At 71.8% G+C, this 25976-nt stretch carries 28 protein-coding genes; 7 read left to right on the forward strand and 21 right to left on the reverse strand.

What is annotated here, in order from left to right:
* Nucleotides 1-57: 57 nt before the first annotated feature.
* The 16 genes from KZQ38_RS23535 to rimP form a co-directional block, all read right to left on the reverse strand.
* Nucleotides 58-2289 (reverse strand): polyribonucleotide nucleotidyltransferase, encoded by a 2232-nt coding sequence (locus KZQ38_RS23535; protein ID WP_219444534.1) that lies wholly within the window; start codon nt 2287-2289, stop codon nt 58-60.
* Between the two features lie 226 nt (nt 2290-2515).
* A complete protein-coding gene (gene rpsO, locus KZQ38_RS23540) occupies nt 2516-2785 on the reverse strand; it encodes a 30S ribosomal protein S15 (RefSeq protein ID WP_121008423.1) in 270 nt (89 codons plus the stop codon).
* Nucleotides 2786-2911: 126 nt separating this feature from the next.
* Complete coding sequence (locus KZQ38_RS23545) at nt 2912-3361, reverse strand: 2'-5' RNA ligase family protein (RefSeq protein WP_219444536.1); 450 nt, start codon at nt 3359-3361, stop codon at nt 2912-2914.
* A 14-nt stretch (nt 3362-3375) separates the two neighbouring features.
* Entirely contained in the window at nt 3376-3861 is a 486-nt protein-coding gene (locus tag KZQ38_RS23550; protein WP_219444682.1) for a helix-turn-helix domain-containing protein, read from the reverse strand.
* Nucleotides 3862-3954: 93 nt separating this feature from the next.
* Nucleotides 3955-4893: a bifunctional riboflavin kinase/FAD synthetase gene (locus KZQ38_RS23555; RefSeq protein ID WP_219444538.1), complete on the reverse strand. Its 939-nt coding sequence runs from the start codon at nt 4891-4893 to the stop codon at nt 3955-3957.
* Nucleotides 4894-4925: 32 nt separating this feature from the next.
* Nucleotides 4926-5318, reverse strand: a complete 393-nt coding sequence (locus KZQ38_RS23560) for a hypothetical protein (RefSeq protein ID WP_219444539.1) — start codon at nt 5316-5318, stop codon at nt 4926-4928.
* Between the two features lie 103 nt (nt 5319-5421).
* Nucleotides 5422-6315: a tRNA pseudouridine(55) synthase TruB gene (gene truB / locus KZQ38_RS23565; RefSeq protein ID WP_219444541.1), complete on the reverse strand. Its 894-nt coding sequence runs from the start codon at nt 6313-6315 to the stop codon at nt 5422-5424.
* Between the two features lie 11 nt (nt 6316-6326).
* Nucleotides 6327-7646, reverse strand: a complete 1320-nt coding sequence (locus KZQ38_RS23570) for an MFS transporter (protein WP_219444543.1) — start codon at nt 7644-7646, stop codon at nt 6327-6329.
* A gap of 81 nt (nt 7647-7727) precedes the next feature.
* Entirely contained in the window at nt 7728-9026 is a 1299-nt protein-coding gene (locus tag KZQ38_RS23575) for an MATE family efflux transporter (RefSeq protein ID WP_372452272.1), read from the reverse strand.
* A gap of 265 nt (nt 9027-9291) precedes the next feature.
* A complete protein-coding gene (locus tag KZQ38_RS23580; protein ID WP_219444547.1) occupies nt 9292-10287 on the reverse strand; it encodes a DHH family phosphoesterase in 996 nt (331 codons plus the stop codon).
* Between the two features lie 78 nt (nt 10288-10365).
* On the reverse strand, nt 10366-10812 hold the full coding sequence (gene rbfA / locus KZQ38_RS23585) for a 30S ribosome-binding factor RbfA (RefSeq protein ID WP_219444549.1): 447 nt from the start codon (nt 10810-10812) through the stop codon (nt 10366-10368).
* Nucleotides 10813-10870: 58 nt separating this feature from the next.
* A complete protein-coding gene (locus tag KZQ38_RS23590) occupies nt 10871-11164 on the reverse strand; it encodes a DUF503 domain-containing protein (protein WP_219444550.1) in 294 nt (97 codons plus the stop codon).
* A 73-nt stretch (nt 11165-11237) separates the two neighbouring features.
* Nucleotides 11238-14249 carry a translation initiation factor IF-2 gene (infB, locus tag KZQ38_RS23595; protein ID WP_219444551.1) on the reverse strand — a complete coding sequence of 1004 codons (3012 nt, stop codon included), beginning with the start codon at nt 14247-14249 and terminating at the stop codon, nt 11238-11240.
* Between the two features lie 86 nt (nt 14250-14335).
* Nucleotides 14336-14593 carry a YlxR family protein gene (locus KZQ38_RS37515; protein ID WP_372452273.1) on the reverse strand — a complete coding sequence of 86 codons (258 nt, stop codon included), beginning with the start codon at nt 14591-14593 and terminating at the stop codon, nt 14336-14338.
* A 109-nt stretch (nt 14594-14702) separates the two neighbouring features.
* A complete protein-coding gene (nusA, locus tag KZQ38_RS23605; protein ID WP_219444553.1) occupies nt 14703-15725 on the reverse strand; it encodes a transcription termination factor NusA in 1023 nt (340 codons plus the stop codon).
* Nucleotides 15722-16252 (reverse strand): ribosome maturation factor RimP, encoded by a 531-nt coding sequence (gene rimP, locus KZQ38_RS23610; RefSeq protein ID WP_219444554.1) that lies wholly within the window; start codon nt 16250-16252, stop codon nt 15722-15724. The genes nusA and rimP overlap by 4 nt, the downstream gene beginning before the upstream one ends.
* A 188-nt stretch (nt 16253-16440) precedes the next feature.
* Here rimP and KZQ38_RS23615 point away from each other — a divergent pair, with 188 nt between their 5' ends.
* Nucleotides 16441-16842 carry a hypothetical protein gene (locus KZQ38_RS23615; RefSeq protein ID WP_308258549.1) on the forward strand — a complete coding sequence of 134 codons (402 nt, stop codon included), beginning with the start codon at nt 16441-16443 and terminating at the stop codon, nt 16840-16842.
* Nucleotides 16839-17267, forward strand: coding sequence for a ferritin-like domain-containing protein (locus KZQ38_RS23620; protein ID WP_219444555.1), 429 nt, complete (start codon nt 16839-16841; stop codon nt 17265-17267). Before KZQ38_RS23615 ends, KZQ38_RS23620 begins: the two co-directional genes overlap by 4 nt.
* Before the next feature lie 249 nt (nt 17268-17516).
* On the opposite strand, the gene KZQ38_RS23625 is transcribed toward KZQ38_RS23620, so the two are convergent.
* The 4 genes from KZQ38_RS23625 to KZQ38_RS23640 all read right to left on the reverse strand — a co-directional run bounded on the left by KZQ38_RS23625 (nt 17517) and on the right by KZQ38_RS23640 (nt 20742).
* Nucleotides 17517-18209 (reverse strand): hypothetical protein, encoded by a 693-nt coding sequence (locus tag KZQ38_RS23625; protein WP_219444556.1) that lies wholly within the window; start codon nt 18207-18209, stop codon nt 17517-17519.
* Between the two features lie 190 nt (nt 18210-18399).
* A complete protein-coding gene (locus tag KZQ38_RS23630) occupies nt 18400-19410 on the reverse strand; it encodes an aminotransferase class V-fold PLP-dependent enzyme (RefSeq protein ID WP_219444558.1) in 1011 nt (336 codons plus the stop codon).
* Between the two features lie 22 nt (nt 19411-19432).
* Nucleotides 19433-19933 carry a DUF4442 domain-containing protein gene (locus KZQ38_RS23635; RefSeq protein ID WP_219444559.1) on the reverse strand — a complete coding sequence of 167 codons (501 nt, stop codon included), beginning with the start codon at nt 19931-19933 and terminating at the stop codon, nt 19433-19435.
* A 26-nt stretch (nt 19934-19959) separates the two neighbouring features.
* Nucleotides 19960-20742 carry an SDR family NAD(P)-dependent oxidoreductase gene (locus tag KZQ38_RS23640; RefSeq protein WP_308258550.1) on the reverse strand — a complete coding sequence of 261 codons (783 nt, stop codon included), beginning with the start codon at nt 20740-20742 and terminating at the stop codon, nt 19960-19962.
* 86 nt (nt 20743-20828) lie between these two features.
* Between KZQ38_RS23640 and KZQ38_RS23645 the strand changes: the two genes are divergently transcribed.
* From KZQ38_RS23645 to KZQ38_RS23655, 3 genes are read left to right on the forward strand one after another with little or no spacing between them, the layout of a single operon-like run.
* Nucleotides 20829-21236: a YjbQ family protein gene (locus tag KZQ38_RS23645; protein WP_219444563.1), complete on the forward strand. Its 408-nt coding sequence runs from the start codon at nt 20829-20831 to the stop codon at nt 21234-21236.
* 49 nt (nt 21237-21285) lie between these two features.
* Nucleotides 21286-22239 (forward strand): DUF8017 domain-containing protein, encoded by a 954-nt coding sequence (locus tag KZQ38_RS23650; RefSeq protein ID WP_219444565.1) that lies wholly within the window; start codon nt 21286-21288, stop codon nt 22237-22239.
* Between the two features lie 53 nt (nt 22240-22292).
* Entirely contained in the window at nt 22293-22985 is a 693-nt protein-coding gene (locus KZQ38_RS23655; RefSeq protein WP_308258551.1) for an HAD family hydrolase, read from the forward strand.
* A 37-nt stretch (nt 22986-23022) separates the two neighbouring features.
* Here the strand turns inward: KZQ38_RS23655 and KZQ38_RS23660 are convergent, their stop codons facing one another.
* Nucleotides 23023-24771: a proline--tRNA ligase gene (locus tag KZQ38_RS23660; RefSeq protein ID WP_219444567.1), complete on the reverse strand. Its 1749-nt coding sequence runs from the start codon at nt 24769-24771 to the stop codon at nt 23023-23025.
* Nucleotides 24772-24873: 102 nt separating this feature from the next.
* On the opposite strand from KZQ38_RS23660, the gene KZQ38_RS23665 reads away from it, so the two are divergent.
* Entirely contained in the window at nt 24874-25224 is a 351-nt protein-coding gene (locus KZQ38_RS23665) for a VOC family protein (RefSeq protein WP_219444569.1), read from the forward strand.
* A 19-nt stretch (nt 25225-25243) separates the two neighbouring features.
* Entirely contained in the window at nt 25244-25975 is a 732-nt protein-coding gene (gene yaaA, locus KZQ38_RS23670; protein ID WP_219444570.1) for a peroxide stress protein YaaA, read from the forward strand.
* Nucleotide 25976 lies beyond the last annotated feature (1 nt).

Genomic DNA, 25976 nt, shown 5'->3' on the forward strand with positions numbered 1-25976 from the left:
TACGCGGACGGCCGCGCGTGCCCGAGGCACGCGCGGCCGTCCCGTTGACGCTCTTGGTCACTGCGCCGAGGACTCCGCCGGAACGGCGTCCTGCGCCGGGGCGTCCTTCGCGGCGTTGTCGTCCTCGTTCACCAGGACGAGGCTGATCTTGCCGCGCTGGTCGATGTCGGCGATCTCGACGCGGAGCTTGTCGCCGACCTTGACGACGTCCTCCACCTTGCCGATGCGCTTGCCGTTGCCCAGCTTCGAGATGTGGATGAGGCCGTCCTTGCCGGGCAGCAGCGAGACGAACGCGCCGAACGCGGCCGTCTTCACCACGGTGCCCAGGAAGCGCTCGCCCACCTTCGGCAGCTGCGGGTTGGCGATGGCGTTGATCAGGCCGATCGCCGCCTCGGCCGACGGGCCGTCCGCCGCGCCGACGTAGATCGTGCCGTCGTCCTCGATGGAGATGTCGGCGCCGGTCTGCTCGGTGATCGAGTTGATCATCTTGCCCTTGGGCCCGATCACCTCGCCGATCTTGTCGGTCGGGATCTTGACCGAGGTGACGCGCGGCGCGAACGGGCTCATCTCGTCCGGGGAGTCGATGGCCTCGGCCATGACCTCCAGGATGGTCAGGCGCGCGTCGCGGGCCTGGTTCAGGGCCGCGCCGAGCACCTCGGACGGGATGCCGTCGAGCTTGGTGTCGAGCTGGAGCGCGGTCACGAACTCCTTGGTGCCGGCGACCTTGAAGTCCATGTCGCCGAACGCGTCCTCCGCGCCCAGGATGTCGGTCAGCGCCACGTACTCGGTCTTGCCGTCGACCTCGTCGGAGACCAGGCCCATGGCGATGCCGGACACCGGCGCCTTCAGCGGCACGCCGGCGTTGAGCAGCGACATCGTCGACGCGCACACCGAGCCCATGGACGTCGAGCCGTTGGAGCCCAGCGCCTCGGACACCTGGCGGATCGCGTACGGGAACTCGTCGCGCTTGGGCAGCACCGGCACGAGGGCCCGCTCGGCGAGCGCGCCGTGGCCGATCTCGCGGCGCTTGGGCGAGCCGACGCGACCGGTCTCACCGGTGGAGAACGGCGGGAAGTTGTAGTGGTGCAGGTAGCGCTTGTGCGTCTCCGGGGACAGCGAGTCGATCTGCTGCTCCATGCGCAGCATGTTCAGCGTGGTGATGCCCAGGATCTGGGTCTCGCCGCGCTCGAACAACGCCGAGCCGTGCGCCCGCGGGATCAGCTCGACCTCGGCGGACAGCGACCGGATCTCGGTCAGGCCGCGGCCGTCGATGCGGACCTTGTCACGCAGGATGCGCTGCCGCACCAGCTTCTTGGTGAGCGAGCGGAACGCCGCGCCCAGCTCCTTCTCGCGGCCCTCGAACTGGCCGACCAGCTTGTCCAGCACCGACGCCTTGACCTCGTCGATGCGACCCTCGCGCTCCTGCTTGCCCGCGATGGTCAGCGCCTGCGCCAGGTCGGCCGCGCCCGCCTGCTCGACGGCCTCGTACGCGTCCGGCTGGTAGGCCGGGTAGGTCGGGAACTCGCCGGTCTCCTTCGCGGCGTGCTCGGCGAGCTTCGCCTGCGCATCGCAGAGCACCTTGATGAACGGCTTCGCGGCCTCCAGGCCGGCCGCCACGACCTCTTCGGTGGGCGCGGGCGCGCCCTCGGCGACCAGGTCGATGACCTGCTCGGTGGCCTCCGCCTCGACCATCATGATCGCCACGTCGTCACCGACCACGCGACCGGCGACGACCATGTCGAACACGGCCTTCTCCAGCTGCTCGTGGGTCGGGAACGCGACCCACTGGCCCTCGATCAGGGCCACCCGCACGCCGCCGATCGGGCCGGAGAACGGCAGGCCGGCGAGCTGCGTGGACGCGGACGCGGCGTTGATCGCCACGACGTCGTACAGGTCGACCGGGTTCAGGCTCATCACCGTGATGACGACCTGGATCTCGTTGCGCAGACCGTCCACGAAGGAGGGGCGCAGCGGCCGGTCGATCAGCCGGCAGGTCAGGATCGCGTCGGTCGACGGGCGGCCCTCGCGGCGGAAGAACGAGCCGGGGATGCGACCCGCGGCGTACATGCGCTCCTCGACGTCCACCGTCAGCGGGAAGAAGTCGAAGTGCTCCTTGGGCTGCTTGGACGCGGTCGTCGCGGACAGCAGCATGGTCTCGTCGTCCAGGTAGGCGACGACGCTGCCCGCCGCCTGGCGGGCGAGCCGACCGGTCTCGAACCGGATGGTGCGGGTGCCGAACCGACCGTTGTCGATCACGGCGGAAGTCTCGTGGACCTCGGTGTCCGTCATGCGTAGAACTCCTCGTCATGCGGGCCGCAGCGCGTACGGGCGCGGGATCGCGGTCCGGACGAGGCCGGTCTTCGATCGAAGTCCCCTGGGTTCGTCCTCGCCAGGGGGCCACTACCGAGGACCGGCGAACAAGTCGTCCCGGTGCGCCGCGCGTGCGTCCCTCGTCTTCGTTTGCGTTTCGCGCCGAGGGGGAGCGACCGGACCGATCACTCCCCCTCGGCGGCTGTCACCTGCGCAGGCCCAGTCGCGAGATCAGCGACCGGTAGCGCTGGATGTCCACCTTCTGGAGGTAGTTGAGCAGCCGGCGACGACGGCCCACCAGCAGCAGCAGACCACGACGCGAGTGGTGGTCGTGCTTGTGCTGCTTGAGGTGCTCCGTCAGGTCCGCGATGCGCTTGCTCAGCAGCGCGACCTGAGCCTCGGCGGAGCCGGTGTCCGTGTCGTGGACGCCGTACTCGGCGAGGATCGTCTTCTTCTCCTGGGTGGTCAGTGCCACGTTTTCGCCACTCCTCGTACCTGGTGTGATGTTCCGTGCGGCCCCCGGGAACCGGGGGTAGTCGGTCATGGCCGCCACGGACCGCAGCCAGACCCAACTGTCGAGGCTACCAGTAGTCGCGGTCCGCTACCCGTTTGGCGTGCTCAAGGGCACCCGGTCGAGAATTTCGTACCCCTCGCCGGGGCGGCTGCGGACCAGCGCCACCTCGGTGACGGTCCACTCGCGACCGGTGAACTCCACGCGCGGCCACCGCTCCGCGCGCCGCCGCGACCGCGCCACCGTCAGGTGTGGACGCCACGCGCCGGTCGCGCCCGCCGCCACCGCGAGCGGGCGCAGCGGCCCCTCGACGCCCACCCACAGCACACCGGGGAACGCGCCCGAGCCGGCGAGCCGGACCGCGGGCGCGGGCAGGCCGCGCACCGCGTCGAGCTGCCCGCCGGGCTCCGCGTCGTCGCCGTGGAAGCAGAGCGTGACGTGCCAGCGACCCGGCGTGCTCCACCTCAGGTCGGGCCGCGCCACGCGCACCGGGCGCAACGCGGCGGCCAGCTCGGCGACCACGTCGTCGGGCGGGAACACACCGGTGAACAGCCTCAGGAGTCGCGCCCCCGGCTCGCGCGGCGCAGCACGTCGGCCAGCGCCGGGAAGTCCTCGCCCAGCACGTCCGCCGCCTGCGACAGCTCGCGCCGGTCGGCGACCCGGCGCAGGTACGGGAACACCGCGGTCTCCACGTCCACGCCGTTCACCGGCAGCGAGTCGCGGCTCACCGTCGGCTTCGAGTCGCGCACCTCGTCCAGCGCGCGCTGGAGCGCTTCCGGCGCGCCGGTGGACACGTCCGGCGTGAGCACCTTGCGCTCCAGCATGATCATCCGCGCGAGCACGGACGGGTTGCCGATCTTGGCGCGGCGACCGCTCATCACCTGGCTCAGCATCGGGGCGCTGATCCCCAGCACCTCCGCGAGCTGGGCCTGCGACACGTTGAAGGCCACCACCAACCGGCGCACCCGGTCCCCCAAGGGCTCCCCGTACCACTCGCGTTGCAACGCGAGGTTGCGCTGGACGATCTTGTGGTCCTCCACCTTCGCCTCTCCCCTGACCGGCATGGACGTGACGTGCATCTTGCCAGGCGAGTGGCGTGCATATGCTCGGTTCCACCCAGGTGGTTCAACCTGTCACGAGTCGGTCTCCCGCAGTACGCCACGCGTTTCCTCGACGTCGCGGTGCATCTGCTCCAACAACGCCTCGACGGTGTCGTAACGCTCCATGCCGCGCAGCCGCTCCACGAAGTCCAACGCCACCCGCTGACCGTAGAAGTCCTCGTCCACGTCCAGCACGAACGCCTCCACCCGCCGCTCCCGACCGGAGAACGTGGGGTTCGTGCCGACGGACACCGCCGCGCGCAGCCGCCGTCCGCTGGAGTGGATGAACCAGCACGCGTACACGCCGTCCGCGGGCACCGCCGCGAAGCGGGTCGTGGACAGGTTCGCCGTGGGGAACCCGAGTTCCTTGCCGCGGCCGTCGCCGCGCACCACGATGCCCTCCAACCGGTGCGGCCGGCCGAGCGCCTGCGCCGCGGCGCGCACGTCGCCCGCGTCGATGCACGCCCGGATGTAGGTCGACGAGTACGTGACGCCGTCGTCGGTCACCAGATCCGCCCCCTCGGTCCCGAAACCGAACCGCTGCCCCAGCGCGCGCAGCAGCTCCACGTTGCCCAACGCCCTGCTGCCGAACGTGAAGTTCTGGCCCACCACCACCGACGCGACGTGCAGCCGTTCCACCAGGACCTCGTGCACGAACTCGTCGGCCGGCATCCGCGACACCTCGACGGTGAAGGGCAGCACGCAGAACACGTCCACCCCGAGCCGCTCGACCAGCTCGGCACGCCGCCGGAGGGTGGTCAGCTGCGCCGGGTGGCTGCCCGGCCGGACCACCTCGGAGGGGTGCGGGTCGAACGTCATCAGGACGGACGGCACATCCCTGGCCGCGGCCAGCTCGACGGCCCGGTTGATCAGCGCCTGATGCCCCCGGTGCACACCGTCGAACACGCCGATGGTCACGACACAGCGCCCCCACCCGCCCGGCAGGTGTTCCAAGCCTCGCCACCGTTGCACGGTGGAAGCCTACGTAGCGGACGGGCGGCCCGTCACTCCGGGCGGCGGCCCCGGTCGAGGTCGACGTCCCGCCCCGCCTGGTACACCACGCCGCCGTCGTGGGCGGTGGCCGTCTGGTCCACGTGGACACCGGAGTTGATGGTGACCGAGCCCAGCGTGGACGCCTGCACGACACCGCCGTGCACCGTGCCGGACACGCTGTTGCGCACCGCCGGCGGACCGCCGTCATGCACGTCGGGCCGGGCTCGCTCGCCCCCGCGCGCGTCGGGCCGGGCGAGCCCGCCCACCGCGACGCCCACCAGGGTGAGCACCACCACCCCGCCCCACGTCCAGGGGTTGCGCACCTGCTCCGTCGCCAGGTTGATCAGCACCCCGGTCGCCGAGGCCACCACGCCCGCCACGGTCGGCCACACCCATCGCGCCATGGCACCCACGGTAAGTCCGTCAGGCCGGTGTGAGTACCACCAACGGCTTGGCGATCCGGCCTTCGTCCTCGGCCAGTGCCACGTGCCCGTCCGAGCCGAGACCTCAGGCCGGTGTGAGCACCACCAGCGGCTTGGCGATCGGACCCTCGTCCTTGGCCAGCGCCACCACGTGCCCGTCCGGGCCGAACACGCCGTACGTGCCGACCAGGCCACCCGCCTTCAGCCGCTGGCCGTGGGACAGGGCGACCACCTCGCGAGGCGCGATCTCGCGGCGCGGGAACGCCTTCGCCACCGCCGCGTCCAGGTCCAGCGACAGGCCGGGCTCGTCGGCGAGCTGCGCGAGGGTCCGGGCGACGCGCAGGTCGAACGGCCCGACGCGGGTGCGCCGCAACGCCGCCAGGTGCCCGCCGACGCCGAGGTCCGCGCCGAGGTCACGCGCCAGCGCGCGCACGTAGGTGCCGGACGAGCACTCGACCATCACGTCCAGCTCGGTCGCCGCCTCCTCGCGGCGGATGGCGAGCACGTCGAACCGGTGCACCGTCACCGGCCGCGCCGGGATCTCCACGACCTCGCCGTCGCGGACCCGCGCGTACGCCCGCTTGCCGTCGACCTTCACCGCGCTGACCGCGCTCGGCACCTGCTGGATGGCACCGGTGAGCTTCGCGACACCCGCGCGGATCGCGTCCTCGGCCACGCCCGAGGCGTCCGCTGTGGACAGCACCTCGCCCTCGGCGTCGTCGGTGGTGGTGGCGGAGCCGAGCCGGATGGTCGACAGGTACGCCTTGCTGTCCAGCGCCAGGTGGCCGAGGAGCTTGGTCGCGCGTTCCACGCCGAGGACCAGGACGCCGGTCGCCATCGGGTCGAGCGTGCCCGCGTGCCCGACCTTGCGGGTGCCGAGGATGCGGCGGACCTTCGCCACCACGTCGTGGGAGGTCATCCCGTCGGGTTTGTCGACGACGACGAGACCTGGCTGCACAGCGGAAGATGATGCGGACACGACCGCACATCCTAAGCCTCGGCGAGGACGTCCCACCGCCGGCGGCGCAACCGCACCGGCACCCGCTCGCCCCGGTCCGCGGCGGCGAGCACGACGGCCCGCGCCCGGCGCCACCACACCGCGGTCCGCCACGCGCCGAGCGCCAGCACGGCGGCGACGGTGAGGAACGCAACCCGGTACGCCTGCGCCGACGGCAGCCCCGCGAACAAGTCGAGCACCACGCCCACCACGAGCGCGGCGAACGTGATGGCCGCGAACCCGCCCACGTTGGCCACCCCGGTGGCGGTGCTCACCCGGTGCAGCGGGTTGTAGTCGCGCACCAGCGCGAACGCCACGCTCGACGTCGGACCGCCGAACGCCAGCACGACGAACACCGCGTCGACCACGCCCACCGGCACCACGCCGCCGGGCCAGCCGAGCAGCACGGCCCAGCCGACCAGGGCCGCGCCCAGGTAGCCGCCGACGATCGGCATCCGCCACTCGGGCCGCCGCGCGATGACCGCGCCCAGCACCGGACCGGCGACGATCGCCACGACCACCAGCAGGCTCAGCACCGCGGACGCCTGCGGCCGGCTCATGCCCTGCGCCTCCACCAGGTAGGGGAAGCCCCACAGCAGGCCCAGCAACGCGGGCGTCGACATGCACGAGAAGTGCACCCAGAACCCGAGGCGGGTGCTCGGCTCGGACCACGCCGCGACGACGCGCTTGGCCACCGTCCGCAGCGGTACCGATTCCGCGACGGGCTGGGGAACACCCTCCGGGGTCTCACGCACCCGCCACGCGACCACGGCCGCGTAGGCGCCCGTCAGCGCTCCGGCGACCAAGAAGGTCACCGTCCACCCCACGTCGACCAGGAGGAGCGACAGCGGGACCGTGGCGGCGAGGTTCCCCGCACCGCCCAGGGCGGCGGACAACGACATCACGACGGTGAACCTGCGTGGCGGGAAGTGCGCGGCGGCCAGCCGCAGCACGCTCACCCACGTCATGGCGTCCCCGATGCCCAGCACCGCCCGCGCGGTCAGCCCCAGCGGGTAGGAGGCGGCGAGGGCGAACATCGACTGCCCGACACCCATCAGCACCGCCGCGACGACCAGCACCCGCCGCGGCCCGAACCGGTCGACCAGCAGCCCCGTGGGGATCTGCATCAACGCGTAGAGGCCGATCTGGAGCACCGCGAAGGTGCTCAACGCGGCCGGCCCGACGTGGAACCGCTCGGCCGCTTCCAGGCCGGCGACACCCAGCGAGGTGCGGTGGAACAGGGCGGCGACGTAGACGACGACCGCGGTGGACCAGATCAGCCAAGCCTGTCTCGCGGCACGATCGCCCGGCAACGGAAACGCCTCCTGTGAACTGCGTCGACACTCCTTCCGGCGGAACAATTTGTCGGTGCTAAGCATTCCCGGACGTGCCCGTCACCACACCGCGCCCACCCGCGCCCAACTGCCCGAACGCGTCCGCACGAGCAGGGAAGCCAAGCGCACCACCATGAACGCCGACAACCCGCTCCAGATCCCGACCAGCCCCCACCCGAACGCGTAGGACGCCCAGATCAGCGGGAGGAACCCCACCCCCGCGGCGACCAGGGTGGCCGTGCGGAGGAACTTCGCGTCACCCGCGCCCAGCAGGACGCCGTCGAGCGCGAACACCACGCCCGCTATTGGTTGCAGCAGCACGAAGAACCACCAGGCGTGCGGCACCTCCGCGAGCACCGCGGGGTCCGCGGTGAACAGTCCGGGCAGGACACCGGAGAGGGCGGCGAAGACGACGCCCAGCCCGATCCCGAAGACCAGGCCGTACCCGGTCACCTGCCACGCGAAGCGCCGGGCCTCGTCCCGGCGGTGCGCGCCGAGCGCCTGCCCCACGATGGCCTGCGCGGCGATCGCCAGGGAGTCCAGCACCAGGGAGAGGAAGGTCCACAGCTGCAAGACGATCTGATGCGCGCCCACCGCGGCGACCGAGCTGCGCGCGGCAACCGACGTGGCGGACAGGAAGCAGGCTTGGAACGCGAGGCTGCGCAGGACGAGGTCGCGCCCCAGCCCCAACTGCGCGCGCATCAGCGAAGCGCGGGGGGCCAACGAAACCCGTTCCACGACGAGCGCGCGGAAGAAGAGACCCGCGGACAACGCCTGCGCCACCACGTTGGCGACCGCGCTGCCTTCCAGCCCCCAACCGGCCACGTGCACCAGCAGCGGGCAGAGGACGGCGGAAATCCCGTTGCCCAGCAACACGTAGCGCAACGGGCGGACCGTGTCCTCGACCCCGCGCATCCACCCGTTGCCCGCCATGGTGACGAGGACGAACGGAGCCCCGAACAACGCGATCCGCAACCAGGCCACCGCCTGGCCCGCGACCTCGTCCCCGGCCAGCAGTCGCGCTGCCGGACCGGCTGCGGCCTGTCCCACGAGGATCACGAAGAGCCCGGCGAACAAGGCGAGCCAGGTGGCCTGGACCCCTTCCTGGACCGCTTCACCGCGCCTGCCGGCCCCGAACAACCTGGCGGCGCGTGCGGTCGTGCCGTAGGAGAGGAAGGTCAGCTGGGAGGCGACCTGCGTGAACAACACGCCGCCGACGGCCAGGCCGGCCAGCGGCAACGCCCCCAGGTGCCCCACTACAGCGGTGTCGACCAGGACGTACAACGGCTCGGCCGCCAGCACGCCCAACGCGGGCGCGGCCAAACCCAGAACCCGCCGTGCGGGCACCTTGTCACTCAAAGCGATTCCCCATCCCGCGCCGCTTTTCGCGCCGCCGGGCATTCTCCGTCTGGATTAAAAGCGTCCTCGCCGGACGGGCAGACCGCCAAGGAGAACGTTCAAGAGCGCCGTCGTGTTCTCCCCGTATGGCCTGGTCGGAGACAACCACCCTTGGTCAGGGAGGGCAAGCGAAAAGCGTGCTTGCCCTCCCTGACCAAGCGCGGTTCGCTGGCGCGCAGGCCATACGGGGAGAACACGACGGGGGGACTGGTGTGCCGGGAGCCGGCTATCCCAGTGCTTTGGACCCCACGGCTTCCAGTGCTCCGCGCAGCTTTTCCAGCACCACCGCGGCATCGCCCTCGGCGGTGAAACCGGCTGCCAGCCGATGGCCTCCCCCGCCCAGCAACTGGGCTACCTCCCGCACGTCCACCGCGCTGACCGCCCGCAACGACACCGACCAGTAGGACGGTCGCAGTTCCTTGAGCACCGCGGCGACCTCCGCCTCGGCCGTGGTGCGGACCAGGTCCACGACGCTCTCCACCTCTTCCGGGCGCATCCCGGCGGCGTCTTCCAGCGTCACCACGGCGTGCACGAAGCCGCGACCCCCAACCGCGGCTACGTCCAAAGAGGCGCGGGCCAGGACCTTCGCCAGCATTCCCAGGTACCCGAACGGGTGGGAGTCCATCAACGGCCGGGCGACGGCCTCGCCGTCCACCCCGGCCGCCAGCAGGCGTGCGGCGACCTCGTGCGTGGCGGGTCGGGCGTGGCGGAACGACCGGGTGTCCGTCACCAGCCCCGCGTAGACGCAGCGCGCCACCGGCTCGTCCAACTCCACGCCGAGCACGTCCAGCAACCGCAACACCACCAACGCGGTCGCCTCGGCCTCGACGTCCACCACGTTCACCGTGCCGAAACCGGGGTTGGACACGTGGTGGTCCAGCACGACGACCTGCCCCGCGGTGCCGAGGCGGTCCGCCAGCGGCCCGAGGCGGCCTACGGACCCCGTGTCCAGCGCCACCAGGACCTCCGGGGACCGCGGCACCTCGGTGGCCGGCACGAGCAACCCGGCTGCGTCGAGGTCGCGCAGGGTCTCGGGCACCTCCTCGGGCGCCCCGAAGGACACCCGGACGGTCTTGCCGAGCCGGCGCAGCGCCAGTCCCAGGGCCAACGCGCTGCCCAGGGCGTCCGCGTCGGGGTTCACGTGCGCGAGGAGGGTCACGTCGGTGGCGGCACGCAGCACTTCGGCGGCGGCTTGGAGCGAAGCACTCAGGTCGTCGGTCACGCTTTGCACGCTAGTCGGCCGACCGGCCCTTCAGCCGCCCTCTTCACCCGCCACGTACGGCTTCTCCCGAACCCCCGGCTACTCCTCGTCGTCCTCGCGCGGCGGCTTGTACGGATCGGCTTCGCCGGCGGGCTCCGCACCGGACGCGATCCGCGCCACCTCGGCGTCCGCTTCCCGCGCACGGGCCAACAACTCGTCCATCCGCCGAGCCTCGTCGGGCACGGTGTCGGTGACGAACGACAGGGTGGGCGTGAACCGCACCCCGGTCTGCTGCCCGACCATGGTCCGCAGCACACCTTTGGCCTTCTCCAACGCCGCCGCCGCGCCCGCGAAATCCGGCTCGGCGTCGAGCCGCTCACCGAGCACCGTGTAGTACACGGTGGCGTCGTGCAGGTCGCCGGTCACCCGGGTGTCGGTGATCGTCACGCGCGCGAGCCGCGGGTCCTTCACCTCGTGTTCCAGCGCGGAGGCCACGATCTGCGAGATCCGCTTGGCCAGCTTGCGCGCCCGAGCCTGGTCGGCCACGGCGCTCCCTCCTTCTTCTCCCACGGACGGCCCCCGGGTCACCGGGGAGCGGTCCGCCTCAGTCCTCCGGCCCGACGAGTCGACGGCGGGCCGAGAGCAGTTCCAACTCGGGCCGCCCCGCCACCAGCCGTTCGCAGGCGTCGAGGACGTCCCTGACATGCTCGGCACCGGCCGCGACGACCGCCACTCCGATCAACGCGCGCCGGTGCAGGTCCTGGTGCCCGGCTTCCGCCACGGACACCTCGAACCTGCGGCGCAGTTCGGCCACGACGGGTTTCACCACGGACCGCTTCTGCTTCAACGAGTGGACGTCGCCGAGCAGCACGTCCAGCTCAAGGGCACCCACGTACACAGCGCATCACCCGGGGGGTAAGCGGGGGTCGCCGCCCGCGCAGGCGGGCAGCGACCCCCGGTTCCGACATCCGTCAGACGCGCGGCTTCTCGCGCATCTCGAACGTCTCGATGACGTCCCCGACCTTGAGGTCGGAGTAGTTGCCCAACGTGAGACCGCACTCGAAGCCCTCGCGGACCTCGGTCGCGTCGTCCTTGAACCGCCGCAGCGAGCTGACCGGCAGGTTCTCCTGGACCACGTTGTTGTCGCGCAGCAGGCGGGCCCGCGCGTTGCGGCGGATCTCGCCCGACAGCACCATGCAACCGGCGATCGTGCCGACCTTGGAGGACTTGAAGACCTCGCGGATCTCCGCGCGGCCCAGCTGGACCTCCTCGTACTCCGGCTTGAGCATGCCCTTGAGGGCCTGCTCGATCTCGTCGATCGCCTGGTAGATCACCGTGTAGTAGCGGACGTCGACGCCCTCGCGGTTGGCGAGTTCGGTCGCCTTGCCCTCGGCCCGGACGTTGAAGCCCAGGACGATCGCGCTACCCGCGACGGCGAGGTTGATGTCGCCCTCGGTGATGCCACCGACGCCCCGGTGGATGACCCGCAGCTCGACGTCGTCGCCGACCTCGATCTTCATCAGCGCGTCTTCCAGCGCCTCGACGGTGCCGGAGTTGTCGCCCTTGATGATCAGGGTGAGCTGGCTGGTCTCCTTCAGCGCGGCGTCCAGGTCCTCCAGGCTGACCCGCTTGCGACGCGCCGCGTTGAGCGCGTTGCGGGTGCGTGCCTGGCGGCGCTCGGCGATCTGCCTGGCCACCCGGTCCTCGTCGACCACGAGGAACGAGTCACCCGCGCCCGGCACCGAGGTCAGACCGATCACCTGCACCGGACGCGACGGGAACGCCTCGGTGACGTCCTCGCCGTGCTCGTCCACCATGCGGCGGACGCGGCCGTAGGCGTCGCCCGCGACGATCGAGTCGCCGACCCGCAGCGTGCCGCGCTGCACCAGCACCGTCGCCACCGGACCGCGACCGCGGTCGAGGTGCGCTTCGATCGCGACGCCCTGGGCCTCCATGTCGGGGTTGGCACGCAGGTCGAGCGACGCGTCGGCGGTCAGCAGGATCGCCTCCAGCAGCCCGTCGATGTTCGTGCCCTGCTTCGCGGAGATGTCCACGAACATGGTGTCGCCGCCGTACTCCTCGGCGACCAGCCCGTACTCGGTGAGCTGCTGGCGGATCTTGGCGGGGTTGGCCCCCTCCTTGTCGATCTTGTTGACCGCGACCACGATCGGCGCGTTGGCCGCCTGGGCGTGGTTGATCGCCTCCACCGTCTGCGGCATGACGCCGTCGTCGGCCGCCACCACGATGACCGCGATGTCGGTCGAGTTCGCACCGCGGGCACGCATGGCGGTGAACGCCTCGTGACCCGGGGTGTCGATGAAGGTGATCAGGCGCGGCACGCCCTCCAGCTCGGTGCGCACCTGGTACGCGCCGATGTGCTGGGTGATGCCGCCCGCTTCGCCTTCCGCGACCTTCGCCTTGCGGATGGTGTCCAACAGGCGCGTCTTACCGTGGTCGACGTGACCCATGACGGTCACGACCGGCGGTCGCACCTGGAGGTCGTCCTCGTCACCGGCGTCCTCGCCGTAGGTGATGTCGAACGTCTCCAGCAGCTCGCGGTCCTCCTCCTCGGGGGACACGACCTGCACGTTGTAGTTCATCTCGGAGCCGAGCAGCTCCAGGATCTCGTCGGACACGGACTGCGTCGCCGTGACCATCTCGCCGAGGTGGAACAACACCTGCACCAGCGAAGCCGGGTTGGCGTTGATCTTGTCGGCGAAGTCGGTCAGCGAAGCGCCGCGTGGCAGCCGGATGGTCTCGCCGCTGCCCTTGGGCAACCGCACGCCACCGACCGACGGCGCCTGCATGTTGTCCATGTACTCCTGGCGCTTCTGGCGCTTGGACTTCCGGCCGCGACGGGCCGGACCGCCGGGGCGGCCGAACGCGCCGGCCGCGCCACCGCGACCCGCGCCACCGCCACCCGGGCGACCGCCGCCACCGCGGAAGCCACCACCGGCCGGTGCGCCGCCGCCACCGCCACCGGGGCCACCCCGGAAGCCGCCGCCACCGCCACCGCCACCGGGACCGCCGCGGAAGCCGCCACCGCCGCCGCCCCCACCGGGACCGCCGCGGAAGCCGCCGCCACCGCCACCGGGACGACCGCCGCCACCACCGGGACGACCGCCACCGCCACCGGGACGGCCACCGCCGCCGCCGGCACCGGGCCGGGGACCGGCCGGGCGACCGGGCATCATGCCCGGGTTCGGCCGCGGCGGCATGTTGCCGGGGTTCGGGCGCGGACCGCCGGGACCACCGGAGCCACCCGGACGCGGGCCCGCGGGACGCGGGTCGCCGGGCTTGGGCGCGTTGGGCCGGTCACCGCCGCGCTCGGGGCGGTCACCGCCGGGCGCCTGCGGGCGCGGGGCCTGCGGACGCGGCGCGGGAGCGCCACCGCCGACGCCGAACGGGTTGTTGCCCGGACGGGGCGGACGCGGACCCGCGGGCTTGGGCGCCTGCGGCTTGGGCGGCACCACGGACTGGTTCTGCTGCGCCGCGGGCTGGGCCTGCGGACGCGGACCGGGCCGCGGGCCGGCGGGCTTCGGCGCCTGCGGCGCGGGTGCCGCGGGCGGGGCCGCCTGAGCGGCGGGCGCGACCGGAGCCGGCGCGGCCGGAGCGGCCGGAGCCGCGGGCTGGGCCTGCGGCTTCGGGGCCGGAGCCGGGCGGGGCGCCTGCGGCTTCGGGCCGGGCACCGGGCGCGGGCCCGGCTTGGCTGCCGGCGCCGCGGGCTTCGCGTCGGACCTGGACTCGCCCTGCGGCGCGGGCGCCTGGGGCTTGGGGCCGGGGACCGGGCGGTGTCCACCCGGCTTCGGCTTCGCGTCGGACTTCGACGCGTACGCGTCACGCAGCCGCCGGGCCACGGGGGCCTCGACGGTGCTGGACGCGGACTTCACGTACTCGCCCTGATCGGCGAGCTTGCTCAGAAGTTCCTTGCTCGTGACGCCGAGCTCCTTGGCGAGCTCGTGCACGCGGGCCTTGCCTGCCACTGCACTCCTCTGGTGATGAGGCCGGCGGCAGTCCCGTCGACCTCGTCTTAACGTCGCGCGTTCATGTCTTCAGCTTCACGGCTGACTCATGACGGGTCGACCTGCTTCCTTGCTTCCTGCCGGCCGTGAGGCGATCCCACGACCTCTTGCTCCAACTCCGCGAGGTGCCCGCGAAGCCGCACCACGTCGAGCGGCCCCTGGACCCGGAAGGCCCGGGGGAACGCCCGCCGCTTCTCGGCGTTGCGGAGGCAGCCGGAGTCGGGGTGCAGCCATGCTCCCCGACCGGGCAGCCGCCGCCCGGTGTCCGGGACGACCGCCCCGGCCACCACCACCAAGCGCAGCAACTCGGAGGGCGACGTCCGGGCGCGGCATCCTATGCACGTACGAACCGGGCCGTTGTGCGTGAAAACCGATCCCCGACGTCGAACCACTGAGAAGTCTATCTCCTGCCGCTCAATCAGCCGAACCGGATGTCGCCGCACCTGCGGGGGCAGCCCCTCCGGTGTCGGCGTCACTGCGGATGTCGATGCGCCAGCCGGTGAGCCGGGCGGCGAGCCGGGCGTTCTGGCCCTCCTTGCCGATGGCGAGGGAGAGCTGGAAGTCCGGGACCACCACGCGGGCCGTCTTGGCGCGTTCGTCGAGCACCCGCACGGACACAACCTTCGCAGGTGACAGCGCATTCCCGACGAAGGTGGCCGGATCGTCCGAGTGGTCGATGATGTCGATCTTCTCACCGGCCAGCTCGCTCATCACGTTGCGCACGCGCGCGCCCATCGGGCCGATGCACGCGCCCTTCGCGTTGACGCCGGGCACGGTGGACCGGACCGCGATCTTCGAGCGGTGACCTGCCTCACGTGCGACCGCGGGGATCTCCACGGTGCCGTCGGCGATCTCCGGCACCTCCAGGGCGAACAGCTTCCGCACGAGGTTCGGGTGCGTGCGGGACAACGTGATCTGCGGACCACGCGTCCCCCGGGACACGCCGACCACGTAGCACTTGATCCGCGCGCCGTGCTCGTACGCCTCGCCGGGCACCTGCTCGGCGGGCGGCAGCACGCCTTCGGTGTCGCCGACCTGCACGACGACCATGCCCCGCGCGTTGGCCCGCGCGTCGCGCTGCACGACGCCGCCGATGATCTCGCCCTCCTTGGCGGAGAACTCGCCGAACGTGCGCTCGTGCTCGGCGTCGCGCAGGCGCTGCAAGATCACCTGGCGAGCCGTGGTGGCGGCGATGCGGCCGAAACCCTCCGGGGTGTCGTCCCACTCCTCCACGACCGCGCCGTCCGCGCCCAGCTCCTGGGCCAGCACCCGGACCACGCCGGTCTTCCGGTCGATCTCGACCCGCGAGTGCGGGTGGTGCCCGTCGGTGTGCTTGTACGCGGTCAGCAGCGCGGTCTCAATGGCTTCCAGCACGGTGTCGAAGGGGATGTCCTTGTCCCGTTCGATCGCCCGCAGTGCGGCGATGTCGACGTTCACTCCGACTCCTCCTCCTGCTCCGATGACCGGTCTTCCAGGAGCGCCAGCTCCTCGACCGGAGGCTGCTTGAACTCGACCTCCACCACGGCTTTCTCGATGGTGCGGTACTCGACCCGCGTCAACCGGCCCTTGACGAGCAGCGTGACCCCGCTCTCGTCGGCGTCGCCCACCCGGCCGAACCACTCGACCTGGTCGGGCTGCTTGACCTTGACCAGCCGCAACCGGGCACGCCGCCAGTGGCGGGGCCTGGTCAGCGGGCGGTCCGCGCCCGGTGACGTGACTTCAAGCGTGTACGGGCCTGCGATGAGGTGTTCGTGCGCGTCGAGCGCGGCGGACACGGCGCGGCTGGCCTGGGCGACTTCGTCCAGTCCGATGCCCTCGTCGCCGTCCACGACCACCTTCACCAGCCTGCGACGCCCAGCCTGGTTCACGTCGAGCGATTCGAGGTCGAAGCCGATGGCCTCGACCGCCTCCCGCACGACGGGGGTCAGCTGCGCGGCGAGTTCTCCGCGCGGCGGGCTGGACACGTGGTGACTCCTTTCGGGTGCAGAAGGCACGGCAACCCCGGCCGACGCTGCACTCGCCGGCCGTTGGTCGCCCAGACTATCTGGTCCGCGACACCTCGCACGCTCCAGAGCCGATCACCCCGCCTCTGGCAGGATCGGAACATGTGATCGGAAGAACGGCGCCCAGCAGGCGCGCCATCCTCGCGGCGGTGGCCATCGCACCCCTCGCGGCAGCAGCGTGCACCACCACACCGCCCCCGGCGCCGGCCCCGGACGAGCTGGAGGAGATGCTGCGCGCGGCCCGCGCGGACGCCGCCCTCGCGACGGCCGTGGGAGCGCAGGAGACGGCGGCGGCCAGGACCGAGCACGCGCAGCGCCTGAAGGCCGAGGTGGACCGCGCGACGCCCAAGGTCCCCGGCGAGACGACGTCGGCCCAACCCGAACCGACCCCGACCACACCGGCGAACCCCACGAGAGAGGCCCTGGTCACCGCTTTGCAGACGGCCCAGAAGCAGGCGGCGGACCTGGCGATCAAGGTCCCGACCCACCGAGCGGGCCTGGTGGCCTCCGTGTCGGCGGGCTGCGCGAGCCTCGTGGAGGCCCTGGTATGAACGTCGACGCACTGCAAGACGCCTTGGCCGCCGAACACGCGGCCGTGTGGACCTACGGACTGGTCAGCGCTTTCATCGACCAACAGGCCGCAGCCGTGGCAGAGGGCGCAAACGCCCACCGCGCCCGCCGCGACACCACGGAACGCCAATTGCGGGACGCGGGCGCACAACCCAAACCACCGGCCCCGGCTTACCTCCCGCCGACCCCGGTGAACAACGCGACAACGGCGATCGCGGCCCTGATCACCGTGGAGAACGACGCGTGCGCAGCCTGGCGAGGCGTACTGGAACGAACCGACGACACAAACCTGAGAAAATCAGCCCTGGACGCCCTGACGAATTCGGCAGTACGGGCAACCCGCTGGCGAAAAGCAGCCGGCACCACTCCCACCGCGATCCCCCTACCAGGCACCGCAGTAGGCTGAGCCCACCCACAGGCCAACCGCGTCGTGTTCTCCCCGTATGGCCTGCGCGCCAGCGAACCACGCTCGTTCCCGGGGCGCAAGCACGCTTTTCGCTTGCGCCCCGGGAACGAGCGTGGTTGTCTCTGACCAGGCCATACGGGGAGAACACGACCCGCTCTTGAATGTTCTCCTTGGCGGTCTGCCAGTCCGGCGAGGACTCTTTTAATCTTTTAAGTTTTTAAAGTCCCACCCACCGGCACCAGCCAGCCTTCACTCCAACTCGGCCACCAACCGAAACGCATCCTCGGACACTCTCTTCATCAACGCGTTGTGCGCACCCGGGTCCGCCCCGTGCTGCACGGTGTCCGACTCGATGATGATCAGATCCCGGTCGTCCAGCCGAGCGGCGAACCCGCCGTTGCCCAACGTCCGCAGACCAGGCACCTGAACGGCACCGTCCTTCACCAGGTCGTTGACGTTCCCCGTGCCGTCCCGGGAAGTCAGCTCCTTCAGCTTCGACGCGTCCGCGGTCGTCTTCATCCGCACCACCGACACCGACGTGTACACCGTCTTCCCGTCCGGCGTCTTCGTGGTGAAGAGCCCACGCGTCAACTGCTGACACGGCGTAGCGGTCAGGAAGACCTTCGTCTCGCCGTAGGCGTGCGGTGCGCACTGGCTGTCCTTCAACGCCTCGGGCACCTGCGGGGACCTCTCGAACTCGAACTCCCCGGTCGGCGCGGGCGTCTCGGCGGGCGGCGCGGTGGGGGTCTCCTTCGGCACCACCACGAACCAGATCAACCCGGACACCGCCGCCACGCCGAGCAGGCCAAGCGCCTTCAGGAGCAGGCCGCGCTTCTTCGAGGGCGGCGGCGGGTGAGGCGCGCCCAGCAGGGAGTCCAACTGCCCCATCTCGGACGGTCCGAACTGGGTGGTGTCCCCGACCCGCGGCGCTGCCGGCGACATCCCAGGCACCCCAGGCACCCCGGGCACACCTCGCGGCACTCCAGGTGCCCCGGACATGCCCGGCGGCACTCCCACCACCCCGTGAGGGGGCACACCAGGAGGCGGCCCCGGCACACGGGGTAACCGCTGCGTCACCTCTTCAGGTGATTCAGGAGGAACCGACACAAACGACCACGGTAACGGACGGCCGCTAGCGCAGCGCTTCGAGCACGAGTTCGACGTCCTCGACCGTGTTGTACAGGTGGTACGCGAACCTCACCCGACCTGCGCGAACAGAGGACCGCACCCCCACCGCCGCCAACCGCGACGCCGCAGCGTCCGGCAACTCCAGCGACACGATGGCCGACCTGCGCGGCGCCAGCCCCAACCCGGCGAGCAGCGAGTCCGCCAGCCCCACGTTGTGGTCCCGCACCGCGGCCAGGTCCAGCGAGGCCAGGTAGCCCAACGACACCGCCGCGCCGTACTGCGCCAGCCACACCGCCGAGATGTCGAGCCGCCGGGCGTCGTCCGCCAGCCGCAGCGGCAGGCCGTACACCGAGGTCCACGGGTCTTCGCCGGCGAACCAGTTGGCGGCGACCGGCCGGGCCGTCGCGAGCCCGCGCGGCGAGACGGCCAACCACGCGCAACCACGCGGGGCCATGAGCCACTTGTAGCCGACGGACACGATGTAATCCGCCCACTCCAGCGAGAGCGGCAGCCAGCCGACCGCCTGGGAGACGTCCAGCAGCACCGGCACGCCGGTGGCCCGGAGCCCTTCGAGGTCGGCGATCCGGCCGTCGGCGGACTGGACGACGCTCACCGCGACGAGGTCGTGGCCGTCGACCGCGGACACCAGCTCGTCCAGGTCGACCTCGGTCACATCCAGGCCCCGGGCGGCGAACGGGAAGGTCAGCGACGTGAACTCGCCACGCACCACCAGCACCCGCGCCCCGTCCCGCAGACCGGCCGCCACGGTGGACACCACCTGGGCCACGGACGCGCCGACCGCGATCCGCTCCGCCGGCACACCCACCAACCGCCCGAACGCCGCCCGCGCCGCCGTCACCGACGCGTCGGCCGACGCGGGCGTGTCCTCACCGGCCGCCCACCGCTGCACCGCGGCGGCCACCGCGGACGCCGCCGGCGCCGGTGGCACGCCGACGCTCGCGGTGTTCAGGTAACCGGCAGGTACGTCGAAGTCAGCTCCGAAAGCAGTGCGCACACCTCACACCTACTCCACGCGATCACCCAGCGTCCAGCGACTTCTCCTGAGCACTCCGCTCTGCGCCCCGCTCAGCCCCCCGGTCCTTGCGCCGCACGTAGACCTGCTTCCGCACCCGCGCGACCACCGTGCCGTCCGCGGCCACGACCTCCACCGGGAACCACAACAACGCCCGCCCGCCACCAGCGGCCTCGGCACGCAGCGACTCCAACTGCTCGTCGGTGAGCCGGAACTCGGCGTACACCGTCCCCCGACCCGGGGACACGAAGTCGATCTCACCGGCGCGGTCCCACACCACGTGCTCGCGCCCCAGGTGCCGGAGCACCATGAGCATCCAGAACGGGTCGGTCATCGAGAACAGCGAGCCCCCGAAGTGCGTGCCGACGTAGTTCCGGTTGTACCAGCGCAAGCGCATCCTGACCTTGGCGTACCGGAAGTCGTCGGACAACGCGACGACGCGGATGCCGGCGAACAGGAACGGCGGCCACAGGTTCATGCCCAGCCGCAGACGAGATGCCTTCACACGCGGGACATTACCCGTCGGTAACCTCACCGCAGCAGGATGATGTTCCCCGTCACACGCGCCGCGGCGTCCGAGCACAGGAACGCCACCACCGGCGCGACCTCCTCGGGCATCGCCACCGGGAACCGCTCGCGCACCGCGTCGTTGACCCACCCGGTGTCCGTCACGCCGGGCTTGACCATGTTCGCGGTGACCCCGTGCGGCGCCAGTTCCGCCGCCGCCGACAGCGTGTAGTTGTTCAACGCGGCCTTCGCCGCGCCGTAGGACACCTCGCCCGGGAAGCCGTCCGGCCCGCCGGAGGTCATCCCGACGATCCGGCCCCAGTTGCCGCCACGCGCCAGGTGCCGCCGGGCGAACTCGGCGATCAGCACCGCGCCGGCCCGCGCGTCCACGGCGAACTGGGCGTCGAACGTCTGCGGCGTCACCGCGCGCTGCACCCGCCCGAACTGGTCGACCTCGTTCGCCAGGAACGTGTCCTGCACCCACCCCGACGCGTTGTTGACCAGCACGTCGACCGGGCCGAACACCCGCTCGGCGGTGTCGAACAGCATCGCGGGCGCGGACACGTCCGCCAGGTCCGCCTCCACCGCGTGCGCCCGCCCGCCGCTCTCCACGATCGCCGCCACGACGTCGTCCGCACCGCTCTCCCGCGCCCGGAAATACTCGTCGGGCACCTGCGGGTCGGGTGCCGGCGCGTACCGCAGGTAGGTGATCAGGACCGCGACGCCCTGCGCCGCCAACGCCCGCGCCACCGCCGCGCCGATGCCCTGGTTCGCGCCCGTCACGATCGCCGTGTGCCTGTGCTCCACAACGTCGACTCTGCTACTCCCCACCGCCCCCGGTCCACACCATTTCCCCCCGCACACCCGGCCCAGCACCCCTAAAATCGCAGGACATGCGCACCGAAGAGATCGAGATCCGGACCGGTGGCACCGAGGTGGTGCACGACCTGACCCGGACGTGCGAGGAGTTCCTGGCCGACGTCGACGGTGACGGGCTGCTGCACGTGTGGGTACCGCACGCCACCGCGGGCCTCGCCGTGCTGGAGACCGGGGCGGGCAGCGACGACGACCTGCTGGCCGCGCTGCGGGACCTGCTGCCCAAGGACGGCCGCTGGCGGCACAAGCACGGCAGCCCCGGTCACGGCCGCGACCACGTGCTGCCCGCGCTCGTGCCGCCGTACGCGACGATCCCGGTGCTGGGCGGCGTGTTGGCGCTCGGCACGTGGCAGTCCGTGTGCCTCGTGGACACCAACGTCGACAACCCGGTGCGCAAGGTGCGCTTGAGCTTCCTCGCGGGCTGAATTTCCCGGCACGCCCCGACTTCCGGAACCGGCGGGGTACCGTGCAGCCGTGACATACCCAGGTGACGGACAGAGCGGCTGGGGTGGTCAGTCCGGTCAGCAGAACCCGGGTTACGGGCAGCAGGGCTCCGGCTACCAACCCGACGGCGGGCAGTACGGCTACGGCGGCGTCCCGCAGGACCCCCAGTACGGGCAGCCGAACTACGGCGCGTCCTACGGCGGCCTCGGCGTGTTCTCCGGCGGGCAGGAACCACCGCGGAAGAAGAGCAACGCCAAGCTCTGGGTGGTCATCGGCGTCGTCGCGCTGCTCCTGGTCGGCGGCGGGCTCACCGCGTACTTCGTCACCCGGCCCGACGAGTCGCAGCCGGTCGCGGGCACCGACACCTCGACGCCTACCACCACGAAGCCCACCACGACCACGAAGACGTCCGACCGGGCCTCGTGCGAGGCGGCGAAGGCGGGCTGGAACTGCCTGCCGGTGGAGAGCCTGTCGTACCGCTACGACGTGCCGAAGGCGTGGACGCCCAACCCGCAGTCCGCTCCCGTCGAGGGGATGGACAACGTCAAGCTCACCGGGCTCACCGTGTACGGCGTGTACGAGTGCGGTGGCTCGCGGTTCAACCGCGGCAGCACGGGTGGCGTGGTCGTGCCGCAGACCGACCTCACCACCGTCGCGAAGGACTTCGCCCAGAAGCTGGGCGCGCAGTATTACCAGTCGGCGAAGAACGCCGAGGTCAAGCTCAGCGAGCCGAAGCCGGTGAAGGTGCCCAACGGCAGCCGTGCGCAGATCGAGGGCGTGCAGGTCGACGCGACGATCACCACGTCGGGCAGTGACTGCCTGGCTTCGCAGGGCATGGTGAAGGTGTTGGTGCTCAAGGGCACCACGGGCTACCACGTGTTCATGGCGAACGGCGACCTCGCCGGCGGACCGGCCACCCCGAAGCCCGCGACCGAGGCCGACCTCCAGGCGATGGTCGACTCCGTGCAGCCGTTGTCGCGCTGACCCTTCTTCTCCCCCCCCGCTCAACCCTCCCGACCGGAAAGCGTGCGACTGCTGTGAGTGCTGCCGAAACACTGGTGCTGTGGGACATCGACCTGACCCTGATCGACGCGCGGGGCCTGGGTCACGGCTGGTACCGCACGGCGTTGCACGCCGTCGCCGGCCTGGAACTCGTGCACACGCCGAGCTTCCCGGGCCGCACCGAGCGCGCGATCACGCAGGAGTTGCTGCTCGCCCACGACCTCGAACCCACCGAGGAGCTGATCGCCCGGCTGCACGCCGCGTTGATCGACGTCGCCACGCGGGAGCACGGGTTGCTGCCGACCAGCGGCCACGCGCTGCCGGGCGCGGCGGAGGCGCTGGCCGCGCTCGCGGGCCGACCGGCCGTCGTGCAGTCGCTGGTGACCGGGAACCTGGTGGAGATCGCGCGTTACAAGCTCGGCGCGTTCGGCCTCGACACGCACGTGGACTTCGAGATCGGCGGCTACGGCTCGGTGTCCGAGCACCGGCCGGAACTGGTGCTGGAGGCCGTGCGGCTCGCGTCGGCCAAGCACGGCAAGGACTTCGAGGCCGTCGTCATCGGCGACACGCCGCACGACGTGGACGCCGCCCTGCACCACGGCGCGTTCGCGATCGGGGTGGCCACCGGCCGCAGCAGCGTCGCGGAACTCCGCGACGCCGGCGCGCACGTGGTGCTGACGGACCTGTCCGACACCGCCGCGGTGCTCACCGCGGTGCTCGACCGCTGAAAGGAACCCCCCGGGGGACACGCCCCCGGGGGTTCGCTCAGCCCCTCACCACGTCCAGCAGGTGCCGCACGGCGTCGTCCACCGGCACCTCGACCCGCTCGCCCGTCCGGCGGTCCTTGACCTCGACCAGCCCGTTGGCCAGGCCGCGGCCCACCACCAGGATGGTCGGCACGCCGATCAGCTCGGCGTCGGCGAACTTCACGCCGGGGCTCGCCTTCCGGTCGTCCAGCAGCACGTCCAGCCCGGCCTCGGCCAGCTCGCCCGCGAGCCGCTCGCCACCGGCGAGCAGGGTCTCGTCCTTGCCGGCCACCACGACGTGCACGTCGGCGGGCGCGACGTTGCGGGGCCAGATCAGGCCGCGGTCGTCGTGGCTCTGCTCGGCGATGACCGCCACCAGCCGCGAGACGCCGATGCCGTACGAGCCCATGGTGATCCGCACGGGCTTGCCGTCGGGACCCAGCGCGTCCAACCCGAACGCGTCCGCGTACTTGCGGCCGAGCTGGAAGATGTGGCCGATCTCGATGCCGCGCGCGGCGACCAGCACACCCGCGCCGTCGGGCGACGGGTCGCCCTCCCGCACCTCGGCGACGTCGAGCACGCCGTCCGGCGTGAAGTCGCGGCCCTGCACCAGGTCCACCACGTGGTGGTCGGCCTTGTCCGCGCCGGTGACCCAGGCGGTGCCGCGCACCACGCGCGGGTCGACCAGGTACCGCACGCCGTTGGCCTGGAGCGCGCCCGGCCCGATGTAACCCTTGACCAGGAACGGGTTCCGCGTGAAGTCGGCCTCGTCCAGCATGGACACCTCGGCGGGCTCGACGGCCGCCTCCAGGCGCTTGAAGTCCACCTCGCGGTCGCCGGGCAGGCCGATGGCGAGCAGCTCCGACTCGCCCGCACCCGGGCGGGTCAGCTTGACCAGGACGTTCTTCAGCGTGTCCGCCGCCGTGAACTCGCGGCCGAGGCCCGCGCCGTTGAGGAAGTCCACCAGGGACTCGATGGTCGGCGTGTTCGGCGTGTGGTGGACCTGCGCGGCGGGCTTGTCCTCGACGGGCTGCTCGGCGGGCGCGGGCGTCACCACGGCCTCGACGTTGGCCGCGTAGTCCGATCCCGTGCTGCGGACGAACGTGTCCTCGCCGGTCGGCGCGACGGCCAGGAACTCCTCGGACGCCGAGCCGCCCATCGCGCCGGACGTCGCGGAGACGATCACGTACTCCACGCCCAGCCGCCCGAAGACCTTGATGTACGCCTCGCGGTGCTTGCGGTAGGACTCCGCCAGGCCCTCGTCGTCCAGGTCGAACGAGTACGAGTCCTTCATGACGAACTCGCGACCGCGCAGGATGCCCGCGCGGGGGCGCGCCTCGTCGCGGTACTTGGTCTGGACCTGGTAGAGCGTGACCGGGTAGTCCTTGTACGAGGCGTACTCGCCCTTCACGGTGAGCGCGAACAGCTCCTCGTGGGTGGGGCCGAGCAGGTAGTCGGCGCCCTTGCGGTCCTTGAGGCGGAAGAGGGTCGGGCCGTACTCGGTCCACCGGTTGGTGGCCTCGTAGGGCTCCCTCGGCAGCAGCGCGGGGAAGTGGATCTCCTGCGCGCCGATCGCCTCCATCTCCTCGCGGACGACGCGCTCGATCTTGCGCAGCACCCGCAGCCCGAGCGGCAGCCACGAGTACCCGCCCGGCGCGACGCGGCGGACGTAGCCCGCGCGGACCAGCAGCTTGTGGCTGGGTACTTCGGCGTCGGCCGGGTCCTCGCGCAGCGTGCGCAGGAACAGCGACGACATCCTCGTGATCACGGTGGGTGCTCCTCTGGCGCGGCTTGTCCGCAAAGGGTAATGAACCGACCCCGCGCGGCTCCAACGGGTTGATTGTCGGTCCCCCCGGCTACCGTCCCGGGCATGAGCCTCGTCATCGACATGATCACCATCGACACGGCGGACCCGCGTCGGCTGGCCGATTTCTGGACCAAGGCCCTCGGCACCGACGTGCAGGAGGACTTCGGCGAGTTCCTGATGCTCGCGCCGACGGCCGAGGGCGGCCCGCGGCTGGGCATCCAGCGCGTCGACGACCCCACGCCGGGCAAGAACCGGCTGCACTTCGACGTGCACGTGGCGGACCGCGCGGCGGAGGTGGCGCGGCTGGTCGGCCTGGGCGCGACCGAGGTGGCCGAGCACACCGTGCCCGGTCTGAGCTGGACGGTGCTGGCCGACCCGGACGGCAACCAGTTCTGCGTGGGCCAGGAGGGCTGACGCACTAGGCTTGCCGCCCGTGCTGGTGCTGCTCCCCCCGTCGGAGACCAAGGCGACCGGCGGCCGGGGCCGGCCGCTGGACCTCGACCTGCTCGCGCTGCCCGTGCTGAACCCGGTGCGCGCGAAGCTGGTGGACGCCCTCGTGGACCTCGCCCGCGACGTGCCGGCGAGCCTGGCCGCGCTGGGCCTGTCCGAGCGGCAGGCCGACGAGGTGGCGCGCAACGCCGAACTCCGCACCGCGCCGACCCTGCCCGCCCTGGAGCGCTACACCGGTGTGCTCTACGACAACCTGGACCTGAAGACGCTGACGAAGGCCGAGCGGTCACGCGCGGAGGGTCGGCTGGCCGTGGCGTCGGCGTTGTTCGGCGTGGTGCGCGGCGGCGACCCGATCCCGGCGTACCGGCTGTCCGGTGGCAGCGCGCTGCCCGCCACCGGACCGCTGGGCGCGTTGTGGCGGCCGGTGCTCACGCCGGCGCTGGCCGACGTCGAGGTGGTCGACCTGCGGTCCGCGCCGTACACGTCGTTGGCGAAGATCCCGCACGCCATCACGGTGCGCGTGGTCACCGAGGGCGCCGACGGGCGGCGGCAGGCGGTGAGCCACTTCAACAAGGCCCACAAGGGGCGGCTCGCCCGCGCCGTCGTGCGGTCGCGGGCGGAGGTGCGGTCGGTGCGCGGCCTGGTGAAGATCGCCGGCGGCGCCGGGTTGCGCCTGGAGCCGACCGGCGAGAGGTCCCTCGACCTCGTCGTGTGAC

Origin of the sequence: Saccharothrix obliqua (assembly GCF_019375475.1) — a bacterium.
GTDB lineage: Bacteria > Actinomycetota > Actinomycetes > Mycobacteriales > Pseudonocardiaceae > Actinosynnema > Actinosynnema obliqua.

Excerpts from the sequence above, each read along its gene's own strand:
- KZQ38_RS23535 (WP_219444534.1), bottom strand. The coding sequence starts at position 2,289 with ATGACGGACACCGAGGTCCACGAGACTTCCGCCGTGATCGACAACGGT.
- KZQ38_RS23560 (WP_219444539.1), bottom strand. The coding sequence starts at position 5,318 with ATGGCGCGATGGGTGTGGCCGACCGTGGCGGGCGTGGTGGCCTCGGCG.
- KZQ38_RS23620 (WP_219444555.1), top strand. The coding sequence starts at position 16,839 with ATGAACGTCGACGCACTGCAAGACGCCTTGGCCGCCGAACACGCGGCC.
- KZQ38_RS23625 (WP_219444556.1), bottom strand. The coding sequence starts at position 18,209 with ATGTCGCCGGCAGCGCCGCGGGTCGGGGACACCACCCAGTTCGGACCG.
- KZQ38_RS23645 (WP_219444563.1), top strand. The coding sequence starts at position 20,829 with ATGCGCACCGAAGAGATCGAGATCCGGACCGGTGGCACCGAGGTGGTG.
- KZQ38_RS23665 (WP_219444569.1), top strand. The coding sequence starts at position 24,874 with ATGAGCCTCGTCATCGACATGATCACCATCGACACGGCGGACCCGCGT.